16 protein-coding genes are annotated in these 20470 nt (G+C 32.8%); 2 read left to right on the top strand and 14 right to left on the bottom strand.

The genetic code is table 4. The features are described 5' to 3' along the window. Positions 1-24: 24 nt before the first annotated feature. Entirely contained in the window at positions 25-2946 is a 2922-nt protein-coding gene (secA, locus tag ACI2WZ_RS00290; RefSeq protein WP_500244872.1) for a preprotein translocase subunit SecA, read from the bottom strand. A 215-nt stretch (positions 2947-3161) separates the two neighbouring features. Here secA and ACI2WZ_RS00285 point away from each other — a divergent pair, with 215 nt between their 5' ends. Continuing rightward, positions 3162-3761, top strand: a complete 600-nt coding sequence (locus tag ACI2WZ_RS00285) for an IMPACT family protein (protein WP_500244871.1) — start codon at positions 3162-3164, stop codon at positions 3759-3761. 11 nt (positions 3762-3772) lie between these two features. Continuing rightward, complete coding sequence (locus ACI2WZ_RS00280; protein WP_500244870.1) at positions 3773-4711, top strand: 5'-3' exonuclease; 939 nt, start codon at positions 3773-3775, stop codon at positions 4709-4711. Between the two features lie 34 nt (positions 4712-4745). On the opposite strand, the gene ACI2WZ_RS00275 is transcribed toward ACI2WZ_RS00280, so the two are convergent. The 13 genes from ACI2WZ_RS00275 to rpoB all read right to left on the bottom strand — a co-directional run bounded on the left by ACI2WZ_RS00275 (position 4746) and on the right by rpoB (position 20418). Then, positions 4746-5036 carry a FoF1 ATP synthase subunit delta/epsilon gene (locus ACI2WZ_RS00275; RefSeq protein ID WP_023788836.1) on the bottom strand — a complete coding sequence of 97 codons (291 nt, stop codon included), beginning with the start codon at positions 5034-5036 and terminating at the stop codon, positions 4746-4748. Beyond that, positions 5036-6430 carry a F0F1 ATP synthase subunit beta gene (atpD, locus tag ACI2WZ_RS00270; protein ID WP_023788835.1) on the bottom strand — a complete coding sequence of 465 codons (1395 nt, stop codon included), beginning with the start codon at positions 6428-6430 and terminating at the stop codon, positions 5036-5038. The genes ACI2WZ_RS00275 and atpD overlap by 1 nt, the downstream gene beginning before the upstream one ends. A 17-nt stretch (positions 6431-6447) precedes the next feature. Then, positions 6448-7293 carry an ATP synthase F1 subunit gamma gene (atpG, locus tag ACI2WZ_RS00265; RefSeq protein WP_500222489.1) on the bottom strand — a complete coding sequence of 282 codons (846 nt, stop codon included), beginning with the start codon at positions 7291-7293 and terminating at the stop codon, positions 6448-6450. Further along, entirely contained in the window at positions 7294-8865 is a 1572-nt protein-coding gene (atpA, locus tag ACI2WZ_RS00260) for a F0F1 ATP synthase subunit alpha (protein ID WP_500244869.1), read from the bottom strand. Between the two features lie 10 nt (positions 8866-8875). Further along, positions 8876-9427 carry a F0F1 ATP synthase subunit delta gene (locus ACI2WZ_RS00255; RefSeq protein WP_500244868.1) on the bottom strand — a complete coding sequence of 184 codons (552 nt, stop codon included), beginning with the start codon at positions 9425-9427 and terminating at the stop codon, positions 8876-8878. Between the two features lies 1 nt (position 9428). Continuing rightward, on the bottom strand, positions 9429-9992 hold the full coding sequence (gene atpF, locus ACI2WZ_RS00250) for a F0F1 ATP synthase subunit B (protein WP_023788831.1): 564 nt from the start codon (positions 9990-9992) through the stop codon (positions 9429-9431). After that, a complete protein-coding gene (atpE, locus tag ACI2WZ_RS00245; protein ID WP_407636226.1) occupies positions 9979-10224 on the bottom strand; it encodes an ATP synthase F0 subunit C in 246 nt (81 codons plus the stop codon). Before atpE ends, atpF begins: the two co-directional genes overlap by 14 nt. Before the next feature lie 82 nt (positions 10225-10306). Beyond that, a complete protein-coding gene (locus ACI2WZ_RS00240; RefSeq protein ID WP_023788829.1) occupies positions 10307-11131 on the bottom strand; it encodes a F0F1 ATP synthase subunit A in 825 nt (274 codons plus the stop codon). A gap of 26 nt (positions 11132-11157) precedes the next feature. Next, complete coding sequence (locus ACI2WZ_RS00235; protein ID WP_500244867.1) at positions 11158-11499, bottom strand: MG406 family protein; 342 nt, start codon at positions 11497-11499, stop codon at positions 11158-11160. Positions 11500-11642: 143 nt separating this feature from the next. Then, positions 11643-12266 carry a uracil phosphoribosyltransferase gene (gene upp, locus ACI2WZ_RS00230; protein ID WP_023788827.1) on the bottom strand — a complete coding sequence of 208 codons (624 nt, stop codon included), beginning with the start codon at positions 12264-12266 and terminating at the stop codon, positions 11643-11645. 9 nt (positions 12267-12275) lie between these two features. Continuing rightward, entirely contained in the window at positions 12276-12698 is a 423-nt protein-coding gene (gene rpiB / locus ACI2WZ_RS00225) for a ribose 5-phosphate isomerase B (RefSeq protein ID WP_023788826.1), read from the bottom strand. Positions 12699-12770: 72 nt separating this feature from the next. Then, positions 12771-16535: a DNA-directed RNA polymerase subunit beta' gene (gene rpoC, locus ACI2WZ_RS00220; protein WP_500244866.1), complete on the bottom strand. Its 3765-nt coding sequence runs from the start codon at positions 16533-16535 to the stop codon at positions 12771-12773. Positions 16536-16551: 16 nt separating this feature from the next. Further along, positions 16552-20418, bottom strand: coding sequence for a DNA-directed RNA polymerase subunit beta (rpoB, locus tag ACI2WZ_RS00215; RefSeq protein WP_500244865.1), 3867 nt, complete (start codon positions 20416-20418; stop codon positions 16552-16554). Positions 20419-20470: the final 52 nt, after the last annotated feature.

Genomic DNA, 20470 nt, shown 5'->3' with positions numbered 1-20470 from the left:
AAAAAAATAAAACCAATTTTGGATTTATCCAATTTTGGTTTTAGTTTGTACTTTTTCTGTATCTTCTATGTCGTCTTCTGAAATAGAACCATCCTTATTTGTTTTGAATACCTTTTTAACTTTTCCGTCCTCATCAGTAACAACAAACTCACCTGATTTTGATTGTTCTTTTAGAAGTTTTTCAAGCTGTAGTGATATAGCCATAACAATTTGTGATTCCATTAAAAGAGTAGTTCGTTCTTGCTCATCTAAACCTTCAGATAACCTTTCAAAAGCTTCTTTAACATCATTCGGAGTGAATTTTTTACCAGATAATCCAAATTTAGAAACAATTTTGTCTAATTCTTGCTGCGACAATTCTTTAGTGATTTTTTGTTGATCTTCGAACATAGAATCCAATTTATCCATAAGACCTTTTAAAATTTCATACTGAATACTCAATTTGCGAAGTGTCTGTTCGTCATCTTTAAACTCGTCATTTAACTCAGTGAACCTTTTATTAACACTATCACGAGAGAAGTTTTCTTTTGTAATACCAATTTCAGCCAGAATATCATCAATATCTGTCTCGGTAATGTTGATAACTTTCTTTTCACTTTCGTTTGGATCGAATTTAACTGACACATCTTCTTTTTGTTTGAAGAAAGAAGAATTTAGGTTTGTGATAGTTTCTTCTGCAATATCTATCTTCATCTTGTTAAATAACTTAGCAGATTCTTCAACATATTGGTGAAGTGGGTTGTTTTGAGCATATTGTTGCAAGTAAATACCACTTCTTAGTTTTTGAGCTAGGTTGATGTGTCTTGTTCAATATTTGTCAAAAGCTTGCAAAATAGTGCGACGTTCTAGTTCGGTAATTACATTCTCTGGTACATCTTTAGTTTTGAATATGTAAAACTCCATCATTTTTTTCTGAACTAACTTCGCCATTTCGTTTTTTTCAAGTCCATCGAAATCAGATTCTATTAAACTATCTTCCATAACAAAGACATTATTTAATTGATTGATAAGAGTTTTGATTCTAACTGTTTTTTCTCCACGAACGAGTTCTGAACTGCGATCTACCAATTCATATGCAATTGTGTATTGAAACTTTTCAAGAACAACTTTCAGATCTGGTTGTAAAAGAATGTCATCTCTTTGAGCATAAATGGCTTCTCTTTGTTGACTCAAAATATTATCATAATCAAGAACATTTTTTCTTTGATCAAAGTTTAATCCCTCAAGTTTTTTTTGAGCGTTAGTGATTGCTCTTGTAAACATCTTAGATTCTATGTGATCATCACCTAGTTTTAAAAACAATTGTCTAACTTTTGGTGCTGTAAAACGAACCATAAGATCGTCTTCCATCGATATATAAAACTTTGAGTCCCCAGGGTCACCTTGACGACCTGCACGCCCTCTTAACTGATTATCAATACGGCGAGCTTCATTTCTTTCTATTCCAATAACATATAAACCACCCAATTGTCTGGTTTCCTCTGTTAATTTAATATCAGTACCACGACCCGCCATGTTAGTGGCTAAGGTTATTGCTTTAAACTGTCCAGCTTTTTCGACAATTTCTGCTTCACGATGGTGATTTTTGGCATTAATCATTTCAAACTTTAGTCCAGCTTTATCAAGATAATGGGCAACTTGTTCTGATGACTCAACGCTTGTAGTACCTATAAGTATTGGTCTTCCTTTTTCATTTATTTCTTTGATATCTACTATCAATTTTTTAAATTTGGCGTGTTTTGTACCAAAAGTAAGATCTGGTTCATCCTTACGGATAATTGGTTTATTAGTTGGACAGACAATAACCCTTGTATTATAAATTTTAATAAACTCTTCTTCTTCGGTTTTAGCAGTACCTGTCATACCCGCTAGCTTACTATAAAGTCTGTAAAAGTTTTGATAAGTTATTGTTGCTAAAGTAGATGTTTCTTCCTCTATTTCAACATTTTCCTTAGCTTGTAATGCTTGTTGTAAACCATCACTATACGCTCTACCTGGCATAGTTCTTCCTGTAAACTGGTCAATTAAAATTATTTCATTATCTTGGACTGTATATTCAATTTCAGCTTTAAAAGTGAAGTTGGCTTTCAAAGCATTCATAATTAAGTGAAAAACCTCAGTATTTTTAAAATCAAAAAGGTTGTCTATACTAAAAAACTTTTGCGCTTTCTTAATTCCTTCATCAGTCAAATAAACTTGTTTAGATTCCAAATCAATTTCGACATCAGCGGGTTCTTTAAGTGTTTTGGCTAGGGCGTCTGCAGCCTTGTACATATTTACCCTATTTTGGCTTCCACCAGATATTATCAATGGCGTTCTAGCTTCGTCAATTAAGATAGAATCTGCCTCATCGATAATTGCATAATTAAGTTTTCGTTGGGTTTTTTGAGAGTATGAATATACCATATTATCCCTTAGATAGTCAAAACCTAATTCTGAGTTAGTAGTATATGTGATGTCTTGACTATAGGCATCTCTTTTCATATCCTTTGTAAGGTCTCTTCCGTTCAAACCAACAGTTAATCCTAAGAAATTGTAAACTTGTCCATTAATTTCACTATCTCTTTTTGAAAGGTACTCGTTAACTGTAACAACATGTACTCCTTCACCTGTAAGAGCATTTAAATATGCTGGAAACAATCCTGTTAAAGTCTTACCTTCACCGGTTCTCATCTCTGCGATGTCACCTTCGTGTAATATGATACCTCCAATAAGTTGAACTTTATATGCCCTTAATCCAAGAACTCTGTATGCAGCTTCTCTGACAGTTGCATAGGCCTCTACTAATAAATCATCAAGAGTTTCGTTGTTTTGCAATCTTTCTCTAAATTCTAAAGTTTTTTCCTTAAGTTGCTCATCAGAAAGTTTTTCAAATTTTTCTTGTAAAGAAATTATTTGATCGGCTATTTTACCGTGTTTCTTTATTATAACCTTGTCTCTAGCCATAGGTATCTCCTTTTTTTGTTAGATAATATTAAACCAATAACAAAGTAATTATAACTTTTTTTTAAAATAGTTACTATTTTAATTCAACCTTTTTCTTGCAAAATAACTTACAAAGGCAATCAAAAAACAAAAAAGTTTAAATATTTATTTTTAAATAATCCAACTTAAACCTTTATTTTTTTCATATATGTGAGAAAATAAATTTGGTAACGATGGTGATTTATTTGAAGGTACCTGATGTTGATAAAGTTCTTATCTTTGAAGAAACAATCAAAAAATCTAAATTTATTACCTATATAGGTAGAGTTGAAAACAAATCTGATTTAGAAGAATTTATAAATGAGTATCGAAGAATAGATGCTCGACACAATTGTTGAGCTTATAAATATGGCTATGAAAATCCAAAATATGGTTACAATAATGACGGCGAACCCATAGGAACAGCCGGCGAACCTTTATTAAGACTGATTGAAGTTAACAAGCTGACGAACATAATAATCTTTTGTGTTAGATATTATGGTGGAATCAAGTTAGGTACTGGCGGGCTTCAAAGAGCTTATAGTAATGGTGCAATCCAGTTACTAAAGGAGATGAGTTTTAGTATTTTAGAACTCAAATTCAGTCTAAAAATAAGTTTTAATATTAGTCACTTAAAAAAAATAACAACGTATCTACATAAATTATCTATCAAAGAGACAACAAAAGAGTTTTGAGAAGATACTGTTGTATTGGATTTTTTTATAAACGATTTAGAACTTCTAAATCCCATCAGTAACGAAATAGAAATAATATCAAAAAAATATGATTATTATTAGGAGAATGAAAAATGGAAGAAAAGAAAAAGGTCGTAATAGTTGATGGTTATCATTTATTACATAGAGGATATTACGGTTCTTTAAAAAGGAAAAAGGTTGCTGTAAATCGTGAGGGAGTGCTAATTAATGCACTTTACGTGTTTGTAGCAAAAATATATGAAATGATTAATAGCAACAATTATCACACAGTTATTGTTACCTTTGATGTTGGAAAAGAATGTTGAAGAAGAGATATTTATCCTGCTTATAAAGCTACAAGAAAAGAAACGCCAAGTGATTTAATACCACAAATGCAATTAGTAAGAGATTTTTTAACATCTGCTAACATCCCCTGATATGAAAAATGTCAGTACGAGGGAGATGACATCATGGGAACAATAACCAGGATTGCTGTCAAACTTGGTTATAAGGTTGATATTATTTCAAATGACAAAGATACTTACCAACTAATATCAAAAGATGTAAATGTAATCTCACAACAGTCTAAAAAAACAGAAAAAGAAACCATAACAGAAAAAGAAGTTTTTGAAAAGTTTGGATGTAAACCATCACAAATACCAGATATGAAGAGTTTGTTGGGTGACCACTCAGATAATATAAAAGGTGTTAAAGGGATGCATTACAACACGGCAATCAAACTCATAGAAAAATATGGAAGTGTCGAAAACATTTACAAAAATTTAAGTGATTTTCCGCCTGAACATAGAACTAGGTTAGAAAATTGTCGCGAACAAGTTATTATGAACAAAAAAATAGCAGGTATTTTAAAAAATGTAGATCTTGGGAGAATCAACTTTAAACCATTACAAGTAAACTATGTAAGGTTTATGGGTTTTCTCAAAAGAGAAAAAATGTGAGCTTTTACAAAGATTATTGAAGACAAAGTTCAAGACCAATTAAGAAAAAGGGAAGATGCACTTCTCTTAAAGAAAACAGAATTAAAAAAATAAAAATACTCGTTTTGGAAATAAACGAGTATTTTTATTATTCGTATGTGTTTTCAGAGATTCTTTTCCCATTTTCGTCAACTTCATAAAGACGTTGTGTTAGAATTTTTACTTGTTCCTTAGACACTTGTAAAATTCCTCTATGTACATGAATATATTTTTTTATATTTTCGTGTTCATATTTCAAAACACCAATAATGAGTGTTGAAACTATCGGAATATGTCTTGAGTATATAGTCATATCACCGGCGCTAGTTTGAACACCAACATAGTTAACTTCAATATCATTTAAGAAAATTCCGTCGGGTGTGATTACTTTAAGCTTCATTATTTATTTTCTTTTTTAAATCTTTCATTTACTTCATCAATAGAACCCGCATACATAAATAATGTTTCTGGAACGTCGTCCATCTCTCCATTTAAGATTGCTTTGAATGATCTAATTGTTTCTGATATTGGGACATACTTACCACTTCTTCCAGTGAATTTTTCTCCCACAGTAAATGGTTGTGACATGAAGTTTCTTATTTTTCTAGCCCTGTTAACTATAATTCTATCTTCCTCAGATAGTTCATCCATACCTAAAATAGCTATTATTGATTGTAACTCTTTGTATTTTTGAAGAGTCTCTTGAATACTCAAGGCTACAGAATAGTGATCTTCACCAACAATGCTTGGATCTAACATTCTCGAACTCGAGTCAAGTGGATCAATGGCTGGATAAATACCTAGAGCTGCAATTGATCTATCCAAAACAACCCTTGCGTCAAGGTGAGCAAAAGTGGTTGCTGGGGCTGGGTCTGTTAAGTCGTCGGCTGGTACGTAAACTGCTTGAACGGAAGTAATAGAACCTTTTTGAGTAGATGTAATTCTTTCTTGCAAAGCTCCCATTTCAGTTGCTAATGTTGGTTGGTAACCAACAGCAGATGGCATTCTCCCTAATAAAGCCGATACTTCAGACCCTGCTTGTGTGAATCTAAAGATGTTGTCAATGAATAGTAGTACATCTTGATTTCTTTCATCCCTAAAATATTCAGCAATTGTCAAGCCAGTAAGAGCAACTCTCATTCTAGCACCTGGGGGTTCGTTCATTTGACCAAAAACTAAACTAGTCTTATCAATAACCCCTGCTTCTATCATTTCATAATAAAGGTCGTTACCCTCTCTTGTTCTCTCACCTACTCCAGCAAATACTGAGATTCCACCGTGAGCTTTTGCAACGTTATTGATTAATTCTTGAACAAGAACTGTCTTACCAACTCCTGCACCACCAAATAAACCAATTTTTCCACCTTTTGAGAAAGGCATCATTAAGTCTACAACTTTTATTCCAGTTTCTAAGATTTCAGCTGATGTAGTCAATTCATCATATGTTGGTGCCGCTCTATGAATGGGCATTCTTTTTGATTGAACAGGAGGTTTATCATCAATAGGGTCACCTAACACATTAAACATTCTTCCAAGAACCTCGTCTCCGACAGGTACAGAAATTGGTGCTCCTGTATTGGTAACTTCCACTCCTCTTACAAGACCTTCTGTTGGTCCCATGGCAATAGTTCTTACAAGATCATCTCCAATATGTTGGACAACTTCCAAAACAAGCTTTCCACCGTTGTTTTGTAATTCAATAGTATTATACAAGCTTGGCATTTCATTTTCTTTGAACTTAACATCGACTACCGGACCCATAACTTGAATAATTTTACCTTTAGTAATTTTCATTTTTTATACCTCCTATATTAATTATCATTTTGAGCATTAGCTCCACCAACAATTTCACTAATTTCTTGTGTTATGTTTTCTTGTCGTTTTCTATTATATAAAACTGTTAGCTCTTGTGATAATTCCTTTCCATTTTTTGTAGCTGACTCCATAGCCATTCTTCTACTTGCTTGCTCGGAAAGCTGAGATTCAAGTATTGTTCCAAAGATTATTGTGTTCAAATAAAGTGAAATAGATGTAGCCAAGACTGTTTCTGGGTCTGGTTCAAGTGTAATAATCTCTCCCGTATTTGATTGTTCTTTTTTTTCAATCGGAAACATATTTATAATGCTTGGTTCGAATGTGGCATTATTGATGAACTTTGTATAAACAATATTAACTGCATCATATTTTTTTAAAGTATATGCTTCCAGGATATCAGATGCAATTTCTCTTGCTTGTTCGTTAGTAAAGTCAACATCAATATTTGTAACTTTGCTCTTGATATTGAAATTATATTGATTACAAAAATTGATTGCTTTTGTCCCAATAGCAATTATGCTATCTTCTTGTTTAATTTCATTTTGAACAAGTTTAAAAATATTTGCATTGTAACCGCCACACAATCCCAAGTTAGAAGATATCAAAACTCATAATGTATTATTAATTTGTTGATTAGGTTTTTTCAAATAAATCGAATCTTCTGAGTTGGAAATAATATAATTGAAAACGTCGTACACCTCTTCAAGGTAATTATGAATTTCACCAACTCTACGAGTGATTTTTTTTAATTTGGCTGTTGCAACTAATTCCATTGCCCCTGTTATTTTACCGATATCTTTAACTGATCCAATTTGTGTTTTTAACTCACTAAGGTTTGGCATCTATAGTTTGCTCCATTCCTTTTGGTCACCAAAGTCTGATGCTTTTCATCCTTTAATTCCGGTAATTATTTTTTTAAGAACAATAACAATTTGTGCTTCAATTTTTTTTGTTAGTTCTTCACTGAACTCTTGTTCTGCTTCTAATAATTTTCTTAAGGCTTGTGCTGTTTTATCATTATTGAAATGGAGCAACAGCGCTTCTTTGAAAATTGACATTTCACTTACAGGAAGTCATTTGATTAATCTTTTTTTAATAGCTAAAAGTATTATAGATTGATCAATTTGTGACAACGGATTATACTGTCTCTGTTTTAATAACTCCACAATTTTATTTCCATGGTTTAATGTAGCCTTAGTTGTCTCATCCAAATCACTACCAAATTTTGCAAACGCTTGTAATTCATAATATTGTGCTAGTTCTAATTTTAATGTACCAGCCATTTGTTTAACAGCTTTAATTTGTGCAGAAGAACCTACCCTTGAAACAGATAAACCTGTGTCAACAGCTGGTCTAATACCAGAGTTGAATAACTGATCTGAAAGGAATATTTGTCCGTCTGTAATTGATATTACATTAGTAGGAATGTAAGCTGATATATCTCCAGCTTGAGTTTCAATAATTGGTAGAGCGGTTATGCTACCACCACCAAATTTTTCATTAACCCTTGCTGCTCTTTCTAAAAGTCTTGAGTGTAAGTAAAATACATCTCCTGGGTAAGCTTCACGACCTGGTGGTCTACGAAGTAGAAGTGCAAGCGTTCTATATGCAACGGCATGTTTAGAAAGATCATCATAAATAATTAAGACATCATCTCCTTGAGACATTCATTCCTCTGCAATAGAAACACCAGAATAAGGTGCAAGATATTGCATTGGAGCAGATTCACTAGCAGAAGCTGATATAACTGTTGTAAATTCCATTGCTCCAGCTTGCTTTAACTTTTCGACAACCTGTGCTACTGTTGATTCTTTTTGACCTATTGCAACATAAACACATTTAACATTTTTACCTTTTTGGTTTATTATAGTGTCAATTGCTATGGCAGTTTTACCAGTTTGTCTGTCACCAATTATAAGCTCACGTTGACCTTTTCCAATTGGAATAATTGAGTCTACCGAAAGCAACCCTGTTTCAAGCGGTTGATCGACAGATTTCCTTGACATAACTCCTGAAGCTATTTTTTCTACTGGAGAGAACTTGTTTTCTTTGAAAGGTCCGTTACCATCTATAGGCTGACCAATACCATTTAAAACTCTTCCAAGTAACTCATCTCCGACAGGTGTTTCTACTACTCTCTTTGTTCTTTTGACCTTGTCACCTTGTTTTATTTGTGAATCATCACCAATAATAACAGCACCAACAGCACCATCTTCAAGACTTAAAGTCATACCATAAATATCGTTGTCAAAGATTAAAAGTTCACCCATCATAACTTCATCAAGTCCGAATAATAAGGCTACACCGTCACCGATACTGGCTACGACACCTTCTTCACTTTTAACTATTTCTTTTCCGTAATTTTGAATTTGTTTTTTAATAACCTCGGAAATTTCGTTGATTTTTAGTGGCATATTTTCACCCCTATTTTCTATTTTGTAATATTTGAAGTTTCATATCTTCTATTTTTCCTTTTATAGAAGAATCAAACCTATGATCGTTGATTTCAACTTTTATTCCAGCAATAAGTGACTTGTCAATCAGATTTTCAAGTGTAATTGTTTGGTTAAGTTTCTTACTAAGTTTCAATTCTAGTTCTTTAATAAGTTTTTCATCTAACTTCTCAACAGAGTAAACATAACCTTTTGATATCTCAGTTGCTTTTAATAAGTTGAATTCCACTTTTTTGAAAATACTTTTAGTTGCTGAGATTAAATTTCGTTCTGTTAAGAGTTTTAAAACATTTAACAAGTTTTTATCTAAATTAGTATTCAAAAAAACTTTATCAAGAAAGTTATATCTTGTATTTAAATCTATAAAATTATTTTTTAGAAAAATTGATAATTCCTCATTTTCCATGAATAATTTTCTTATTTTATTTGATAATTCAATATATTCTTTAATGTTATTATTTTCTATAGCTATTGAAGAGATTGCACTTGCCCAATTATTTATTAGACTTTGTTTTATTATCATCTTAACTACCTAAGCCATTCAAAAACTCGTCGATGAGTTTTTTATTTACATCATTAGATACATTTACATCCATAATTTTATTTGCGGCTTCAAATGCTAGATCAATAATTTGCTTACGTATTTCTTCGTTGGCTTCATTTTTCTCAAACTCAATTGTTTTTTTCGCATGATTTTGGATATTTGCCGCCTCTTTACGTGCATTCTCAATAATTTCCATTTTTAGTATATCTGCTTCGCCTTTAGCTTTAATAACAATTTCTTTTGACTCTACTTTTGCAATATTTATAAGCTTCTCTGCATCTTTTTTATCTTTATTTGCAATAGCTTGTTTTCCAGAGGCATCGTCAAGAAGTTCATTAATTTTTTTTCTTCTTTCAGCAATCATTTTTTTGAAAGGTTTGTAAACAAGTCTCGATAAAAAGATAACTATTACAATTGTTGCAAGAACGTGAGCAATAAACATTGGTAGATTTGGAAATAAATTATTAACAATATCTGGTACACCAGGAGCTGATTCGCTCTTTGTCAACAAAGTATCTGTATGATAAAAATTAATTAACTGCATAAATTAACAACAAGGCAACAACTAAGGCATAAATTGAGCCAGATTCACTAATACCAGCAACAATAATCATTGTTGTAGTTATTTTTGGTGCAACCTCAGGATTTCTTCCAATCGCCATACATGCACCATAACCAAGTATACCTTGCCCTAAACTAGCACCAAAAACCCCGACACCAGCGATCCCAGCACCAAGATATTTTAATCCTTTTTCGATATTACCTTCAGCAAACATTGGTAATAATGTAATTCAATTTCCCCCAAAGTTTAGGAAAAAATTTGTAAGTACTTCTGTAAACATTTTTATGTTCTCCTTTTTAAATTCTTAATTCTTTTGATAATTTTTCTTTTCTTTTTAGCTTTTTGATATTTTCAGACTCGGACGCATCTCCATCTGTTTCGTGTTCACCATCTTTTGCGTTACCTCAATATGAGAGTGTAAGCATAACAAACACTATAGATTGAATGACCCCATCAAATAAATCGAAGTATAAATGAAGTCAAGGCATTAGTGCAGTAGTGAAGATGTTGAACCCTCCTCACCAATAAGTGAATTGTCTATGTCAGTCTTCTTCAACAAGCTTAGCGATATTTTCTTTTACAAAAATTGTTCCTTGTAGACCGATCATCGTACCGTATAACAAGCCTAGAATAATGCTACCACCCAGCATATTACCAAATAACCTAAATGAAATTGATACTAATGGAACAAATTGTGTTAGTAGTTCAACAGGATTTAAAAATTTTTTAAAAAAAGCAAGCTTTTGATATCTTATCCCGTAGTAATATATTCCAAAAAAGGTTACTAGTCCCATTGAGAGAGTAACTGTAAATGAACTTGTTAAAGGTTCAAACCCAAGAATTGCTAGTATGGATGATATCACAACATACATAAATATGTACATCGCATATGGTGTCAAATGTTTAAAACCTTTACCCATAACTGTTACTATCATATTTTCAACTTGAGTGATAAACGTCTCGGTTAAGACCAAAAATCCGCTCAGTTGTTGCCCATCTTTTTTGTTTCTGATTTTGACGTTATAAACAATACAAAATGTACAAATTACGATAAACGTTAAAAATATTGATATAAGTTGTGGATTTAGAAGATTTCAATTTTTTTGTAAATTTTCTTGCATCTTGCCAATATCCCCCTTTTTATGCCTTATATAGAATTATCTGCTAGTAAATTTATAAAAAAACTAGTTAGGATAATAGAACCTAAACCAATCATTACACTGAATATATTTATGTACATTGGTAAATAAAAACTTATAAGGAATGGAACCACATATATGCCAAGTCTCAATATTGAGAAAAAAACGTAAAGATATGGATTTTGCTCATTTAGCAAAGTCTTGATCGATACTTTTATACATATAAAAGCCATAGTACCTGCGAAAACTGATAATAAGAAACCAGCACTTCACGAATAACTAATTTTATTAAAAACCCCAAGAGTTATCAATATGGTCAATATTATTGAATAAACGGGTAATAAGGTCAAAATTAACTTTTTTCACTTAATAAAAAAATTTTTTAACATCTTTCTTACCATTCCTAAGGTTCCATCTCAAATATAATACTCCTAAAATTTACATAAGTCTATAAATTAAAAAACAGATAAATTTGTGAAAAAAAATTTTAAAGTTATTTAGTTCCAAATATTCTATCGCCAGCGTCTCCCAACCCCGGTTCGATGTAACCTTTTTCATTTAAAACAGGGTCTAGACTTGCTGTGAAAATGTCAACGTCAGGGTGATCATTTTGCAATCTTTTAACACCCTTTTCAACTGAAACTAGGCACACAAATTTGATATTTTTAGCACCTCATTCTTTAACTATTTCAATAGCTTTTGATGCACTACCACCTGTTGCCAACATTGGGTCAACAACAAGTACAAAACTATTTTCAATATCTTCAGTTTTTTTAGCAAAGTATTGCACGGGTTCTAAAGTTTCTTCGTTCCTGTATAAACCAACATGGGCGATTTTAGATGTGGGAACTAGCTTCTGAATCCCCTCTACCATACCTAACCCCGCTCTTATTATTGGAACAAGTACAACAGGAATATCAATAGTTACTCCGATAGTTTTAGTTACAGGTGTTTTTATTTCTATCTCTTTCAGAGGTATGTTTCGAAATACCTCATAGGCCATTAGTTGTCCTATTTCGTTTAGATTTTCTCTAAAATCTTTTGATGAGGTTTCTTCTCTTCTCATTCTTGTTATTTTATCCATAATTAATGGATGTTGAATAATTGTAAAAGCCATTTTTCTCCTTTAAAGTTTTTCCACTCTTTTTTGGTGTCTGCCACCTTCAAATTTAGTATTAATAAATAAATCTACAAGACTTATTGCTTTTTCTACAGTTGATATTCTTGCTCCTAGTGCTAGTATATTTGCATTGTTATGTTGCCTTGCAAGAATTGTTGTCTCTTCTTCATAACATAATGCTGCTCTTGCACCGTCAATTTTATTTGCGGCGATTGAAATACCTATTCCAGAACCACAAATGACAATACCTAGTGAACTATCGTCATTAACAACCAAGGAAGCTACTTTTTTACCATAATCTGGATAATCAACAGCTTCGTTTGAATCGGTACCGATATTTTCAACTTGTATGTTGTTTTTTTCAAGATGATCAACTATAGCATTTTTCATTTCTACTGCTGCGTGATCATTTCCTATATATATTTTCAAACTACTTTCCCCCTGATAAAACTATACACCATTTTTTCATTTCAATTAAAAAAACTTGTTATAAAACAAGTTTTAATATTCTGAGTCGTAAGTGTCTTTACCTCTTTGAATAATATCAGCTGATCCTGTTAATCCAGTTCCAGCAGGGATTAAGTTTCCTAACATAATGTTTTCTTTTAAACCTTCAAGTTTATCAACTTTACCCTTGATAACTGCTTTAACAAGAACACGGGCTGTGTCTTGGAATGACGCACTTGATAATCAAGAATCAGACTCAAGTGGTGCTTTTTTAATTCCAAATATTACGTGTTTTGCTAATGGAGGTTTTTGTCCGGCTTCAATAGCTTTTAAAACCTCTGTTCGATAATTTCGTGAAGATATAATTTCTCCTGGAAGAAGTGGAGTATCTCCAGAATCAATTATTTTTACTTTGTTTAACATTTGTTTAACAATTATTTCTATATATTTATCAGAAATTTCAATACCTTGTAAACGGTAAACTTTTTGAACTTCTTTTAATATGTAATTTTGAACATCTTCAATTCTAGCTACCTCAAGCAATTCTTTAATATTTATTGCACCTTCGGTAAGTTTTTGTCCCCTTGTAACTTCGTCACCTTCTTTAACACGCGTAATTGCACCATATTGAGATTTATATTTTCTCTCATCTTGGTCTGAAGTAACTGTTATAGACAATATTCCATCTTCTTCTTTCGCTTCTTTAACCACACCATCGATTTGAGATATGATTGCAATTGAACCTTTTGGTGTTGTAACATCGAGTAACTCTTTAATACGTGGTAGCCCTTGGGTAATATCGGCTCCACCAGCAACACCACCAGTATGGAATGTACGCATTGTAAGTTGTGTTCCGGGTTCACCAATTGATTGAGCAGCAACTACACCAACTGGTTCCCCAATTGAAACAGGGTCACCAGTTGCTAAGTTGATACCGTAACATTTTTGACAAACACCTCTATTGGTATCACAAGTCAAGACAGTTCTAATGTTAACTTCCTCAACACCGGACTTAATTATTTCGTCAGCTATGTCAATTGTTACTAAATCATTTGTTTCAACAATGATTTTACCAGTATGATCTCTAATTGTTTCGAAAATATATCTACCAACAAGTCGGTCTTTCAAAGGAACAATTATGTTATCATGTTTTGTTTCAACAATTGAATGCACATTAAATCCTTTGCTTGTACCACAGTCCTCTTCGGTTACAATGATTTCTTGTGATATGTCTACAAGTCTTCTTGTTAAATAACCAGAGTCAGCTGTTTTAAGAGCCACATCGGCCATACCTTTTCTCGCACCGTGGGTTGAAATAAAGTATTCAGAAACTGTTAGACCTTCTCTAAAAGAAGATTTAATCGGAATTTCTTTAATATCACCCTTAGGGTCATTCATAAGTCCCCTCATACCTACAAGTTGTGTGAAGTTAGAAACATTACCACGGGCACCAGAATCAGCCATCACAAAGATTGGGTTTTTTGTATCCTTTTTAAGAACATCTTCTAGTTTTGTTTGAATTTTATCTTTTACTTGTGATCATACATTTATGACACGACGTTTTTTCTCGGTCTTAGTTAACATACCAAGGTTGTAAAACTCTGTAATTTGTGCAACTTTTTCATCCGCAATTTTGAAATCTTCAAACTTTTCAGTATAAGCAACAACATCGGCTGCACTAATTGTAGTTCCAGACTTTGAAGAGTATTTGAATCCTAAGTCCTTCATATTATCTAGCATTTGTGCAGTTTTTTGTGCACCGTATGCTTTAAAGTATCTTTCAATTATTAATGAGAGTTCTTTTTTCTTGATTGGTTGTTGTATTACATATTCTTCTTGAATATATTTACGTAAATCAATATCGGAAGGTAATAAGAATTTTTTAATTTCTTCTTCAGCATTCAATATATTGTTATTAACAATTCAAGGGAACTCTTCATTGAACATTTGATTGAAAATAATTTTTCCGACTGTGGTGATTAGATATTTGTCTTGGTCTTCATGACTAAACATTTTATTTTTAAGTTCACTAACTGGTATTGCAACGATAGCATTTAGAGAGACTGTATCAGTTTCGTATGCTATATGAACTTCTTCGCAAGAAGAGAATATAGTTGCTTCTCCTTTTACTTGATTTGTTTCATTACTTTTTTCTTCAGTTGTAATGTAATAGTTTCCAAGAATCATATCTTGTGTTGGAGTTACAATTGGTTTTCCGTCTTTAGGACCCAAAATTGCCTTACTTCCAAGCATAAGAGCTCTTGCCTCAGCAACCGCTTCATCACTAATTGGTAAATGGACTGCCATTTGGTCACCATCAAAGTCGGCGTTAAATGCAGTTGTTACTAGAGGGTGTAAACGAATAGCTTTCCCTTTTACTAATTTAGGTTCAAATGCTTGAATACCTAAACGGTGAAGAGTCGGTGCACGGTTTAACAATACTGGTCTATCTTTTATAACTTCCTCAAGTACGTCTCAAACTTTAGAATCATTTGCAGCGATCATTTTTTCCGCTACTTTTACATTCTCAGCTAACTCATTTTCTTGTAGTCTTCTTATAACAAATGGCTTGAACAACGTGATAGCCATATCACGAGGAATTCCTGCTTGATACATTTTTAAATCTGGACCAATAGCAATAACTGATCTCCCTGAGTAGTCAACACGTTTTCCTAAAAGGTTTTGACGGAAACGTCCTTGTTTACCTTTAAGAATTGATGTTAAAGATTTTAAAGCACGTTTGTCTTTTCCGGTTACAGGTCTTGGCTTACGTTCGTTATCTAGTAATGCATCAACAGCTTCTTGTAGCATACGTTTTTCATTATTAACAATTATACTTGGTGCACCCATTGTTTTAACTTTTTTAAGACGTTCATTTCTGATTATTATTCTTCTGTATAAGTCGTTTATTTCAGATGTTGTAAACCTTCCTCCATCTAATTGGATTATTGGTCTAATATCTGGTGGGATTACAGGTATTACATGTAATATCATTCACTCAGGTCTTGATTGTGATTTTTGTAGTGAATCTAAAACTTCAAGACGTTTCATAAGTTTATTTTGTTCGGTTGAACCTTTACGTTCTTTTAAATCTTCTTTAATCTTAGCTATTTCTTTAGAAAGATCTATATTACTTAGAAGTTCTTCAATTGCACTTGCTCCAATACCAAACTTAGCTTGAATATTTCTTGAAATGAATGAAGCTGCCTCATCCATTGAGAATGGTGTTTGCGGAGATTTAAGTTGTTGTATTAAGATTTCCGCTCTTTTTCATTGTAATGATTCTGGTTCAAGGTTTACCTTGATGTCTTCCAATGTTTTCAAGAGCTTCTCTCTAGTTTTTAAACTTGCTTTTGCATTACCAAGATCTAGTACTTGTCCTCTTTTAAGGTGACGTGAGTTTCCAGGATCAAGAACAATATGACTTACAAAGTATACTACCTCTTCAACTTCTTTTGTTTTTAAATCTAAAATTGAGGCGATTCTTGAAGGAGCTACTTTAAGCATTCATATATGTGTAACTGGTTCTTCTAATTCGATATGTCCCATTCGTTCACGTCTTACTATTGACTCAGTAATTTCAACTCCACAACGTTCACAAACTTTTCCCTTATTTTTAACTTTTTTATATTTACCGCAACTACATTCGTAGTTTTTAGTTGGTCCAAAGATTCTTTCGTCAAATAGACCTTCTTTTTCGGTTTTCAGTGTCTTATAATTTATTGTTTCTGGTTTTGTTACTTCACCACGTGATCAAGATCTAATCACATCAGGAGAAGCAAGCTCTATTTTTATCATTCTTTTATTTGGGTTTCCCATTTTATCCTTCTCCTTATTAATCTATGTTTGATAAATCAAAATCTTCGTCGATTTCCGCTTCATCTAAGCTTAACTCTTCGTCATCTAAAAATAATTCATCTTCTTCTGAAGCTTCAGAGAATTCCTCAACATCATCTGCATCGAAGGCTTCTACTTGTTCTGGTAAGTGAAGATTGTCGTATTCAGTTTCAATCTCTGACTCATCGTAAGCGTTAATTTGTACTTTGTTTCCCTCTTCGTCTATCATATGCATATCGAATCCAAGTCCCATAATCTCTTTTGTAAGAACATTGAAAGATTCTGGGATACTTGGTTTAGGGATTGGTTTAGATCTAACAATAGATTCATAAGTTTTTATACGTCCTTTGATGTCATCTGATTTGATAGTTAGAATTTCACGCAATGTGTAAGCAGCTCCATAAGCTTCAAGAGCTCAAACTTCCATTTCTCCAAATCTTTGTCCCCCATTTTGTGCTTTTCCACCTAATGGTTGTTGAGTAATCAATGAGTAAGGACCAATGTTTCTTGTGTGTAACTTATCATCAACCATGTGTGAAAGTTTTAACATATACATAACACCAACAGATATTGGTTTGTCAAATGCTTCACCTGTTCTACCATCGATAAGTTTAACTTTACCATAGTTTTCCATTCCGGCTTCTTCCATGATTTCAATTAACTCATTTTCTTTGACACCCTCAAAAACAGGAGTACTTACTTTTATTCCTAATTTCTTAGCTGCCATTCCCAAATGTATTTCTAAAACTTGTCCTATATTCATACGTGATGGAACCCCCTGTGGATTTAACATAATGTCAACAGGTACTCCGTTTTCTGTATGTGGCATATCTTCAATTGGTAAAATTTTTGAAATAACACCCTTATTACCGTGTCTTCCAGCCATTTTATCTCCCTCTTGAATTTTACGTTTTTGAACTACGTATACTTTGATAATCTCTAGAATATCTGCGGGTAGATCATGACCATCTGCTCTACTAAATCTTTTAATAGATTTGATGATACCTTCTCCACCATTAGGAACTCTTAAAGAATTATCTTTTACATTTCTTGATTTTTCACCAAATATTGCATGTAATAATTTGTCTTCAGGTGATAATTGAGTTTGAGATTTTGGTGTAACTTTTCCTACAAGGATATCACCCACCTTAACCTCTGAACCAATAGCAGCTATACCTTCTTCATCTAAATGTTTTTTGCTAGCTTCACTTATATTTTGAATCTCTCTAGTAATTTCTTCTGGTCCTTGTTTAGTTTGTCTTCTTTCGATTGTGTATTCATCAATATGTATTGAAGTGAATCGATCATCGATTACAACTCTTTCTGAAAGGATTACAGCATCTTCATAGTTATACCCATTTCAAGTGGTAAACGCAACGACTAAGTTTTGACCTAATGCTAATTCTCCGTTTTCCATTGAAGGACCATCAGCTAATATATCTCTTTCTTTAATTTTATCTCCCACTTTAACAATCGGGATGTGAGTAATAGCTGTACCATTATTCGATCTATTGAAGTCGTTTAGGACATAGTTTCTTACTCCACTACTTTCTTCAACAGTTATTTTTCTTGAGTCAACATATTTTACTATACCATCAGCTTTGGCAACAACTGCATCACCAGAGTCACGGGCAGCTTCGTGTTCAACACCTGTACCAACTATTGGTGATTCAGGATTGATAAGGGGAACTGCTTGACGTTGCATGTTCGCACCCATAAGTGCCCTGTTGGCATCATCGTTTTCTAAAAACGGTATACAAGATGTTGCAATTGAGACAATTTGTTTTGGAGAAACATCGACATAATCAACATCCATAGGTGGTACCATTATGTCATCTCCTCTATAACGAGCTATCACACTGTCGTCTAGGATTTTACCATTTGCGTCTATTTGGATGTTTGCCTGCGCAACAACATAATCTCTTTCTTTATCAGCAGTTAGATATTCATATTCATTGATAAGAACCTTACCGTTTTCTACTTTTCTATAAGGTGTTTCGATAAATCCATATTTATTAATACGTGCATAAGTAGACAAGTTGTTTATCAACCCGATATTTGGTCCCTCTGGAGTTTCGATAGGACAAATTCTCCCGTAATGTGAAGGGTGAACGTCACGCACTTCAAGTGCAGCTCTATCTCTACTCAAACCTCCTGGTCCAAGAGCAGTTAAACGACGTTTGTTTGTAAGTTCTGCTAGTGGGTTTGTTTGATCCATGAACTGAGATAATTGTGATAAGTTGAAAAACTCACCAATTATTGCAGTAAGTGGTTTATTATTTATGATACTTGATGGTTTCATTTTAAAAGGATTAGAAGTTGCTAATTTTTCCTTAACATTCTTTTCGATACGCATCATTCCAATTCTGAATTGATTTTGAAGTAGTTCTCCAACTGTACGTACACGTCTATTTCCTAGGTGGTCAATATCATCGACTTCACCAATATCATCCATTAAGTTTATTGCATATGAAATAGTAGCAATAATATCAGTTACATTTATAAATTCATCATTAGAAGTATTTGTTATCCCTATTATTGTTGTAACTTCATCTCTTAAATCATTATCTTTATAAACCTTAACTCTTTGAATTTCATTTGAAGATTTAATTAATTCGTTAAATGAGACCCTGTGCACCATAGCACCATTATCAAGAACTCGTTCAACCTCTTTGTACATATCTTTTGTTATCTCTGTGTTTTTTTCAAAAATCACTTTTCCAGAAACATCAACAAGATCTTCAGCTAACACTCTTCCAACAAGTCTGTTTTTTACAGCTAATTTTTGTTGTAACTTAAACCTTCCAGCTTTTGTCAAGTCATATTTTCTTTTATCAAATAGAAGACCATAAAGATATTTACTTGCTCCATCAGCTGTTGCTGTTTCACCTTGTCGAATTTTTTTATAAATTTCTTGAACTTGATTTTCTCAATCAATATTTATGTCACCAACTAGTGAGTCTTGCTCGTAACTTGTTGTTATAACTGGGTCGTTGTCGAACAATTCAAGTATAGTTTCTTTATCCATCTTGAAAGATGTTAATAAGCTTGTCGCTGTTGTTTTTCTAGACTTATCAATTTTTACGTAAAATACATTTGCAACTTTGTTGTCTAATAATTTTTTTGAGTCAACTTCAAATTCTAATCATGTTCCTCTTGAAGGAATTATATCCGCATAGTAGATAGTCTCTCCATTTTTTCTGTTTAATTCAGTTTTGAAATAACTCCCCGGAGATCTAACTAGTTGAGAAACCACAACTTTTTCACTTCCGTTTATTATGAATGTTCCTCTATCAGTCATAAGAGGGAACTCTCCAAAGAATACTTCTCCTGTTTTGTAGATGTCAATATTTGCTAAATATAAGTCATCTTTCTCTTCAATTATTTCTATTTGAATAGAATCTTTGTCACCGGTTTTAGATTTGAACTCAAAAAAGTACAGCTTATCTTGGCTGTTTTTAAATTCTACCCCCGATGATTCTATTTTTTCTTGCAGTCAGCCTTTTAAAAAGGTCTGCATGTCACCTGAAATATCCTCTTTGAATATTTCCACATTTTCTTGATGGATTGTTAGTGAAAGATCTGCATAAATCGGTGCCTCGAAGATTTTTGATTCTTCTTTTGCCTTAACAATAGATAATCTTGGTTCTCTAAAACTTCAATTACTTAATGTTAGTATTATATCACCATCAGCAGATACAACTGGAAATACCTCGTCGAAAACCTCTTTTATTCCTTCATCTAAAAATCATTTAAATGTCTTAGTTTGTAACTCTATAAGGTCTGGCAGTGCAAGATCACCAGATACCTTTGTATAGTCACGTCTTTGAACTAATGCATTTACATTTTTTACTTTATAACTCATCAAATAGCCTCCATTCGAGTAAAACATACGCAAACAAATTCTATATGAATTA

This window comes from Spiroplasma endosymbiont of Megachile willughbiella, from assembly GCF_964273395.1.
Taxonomy (GTDB): Bacteria; Bacillota_I; Bacilli_A; order Mycoplasmatales; family Mycoplasmataceae; genus Spiroplasma_A; species Spiroplasma_A apis.
This window is presented reverse-complemented; position numbering and strand designations above follow the sequence as displayed.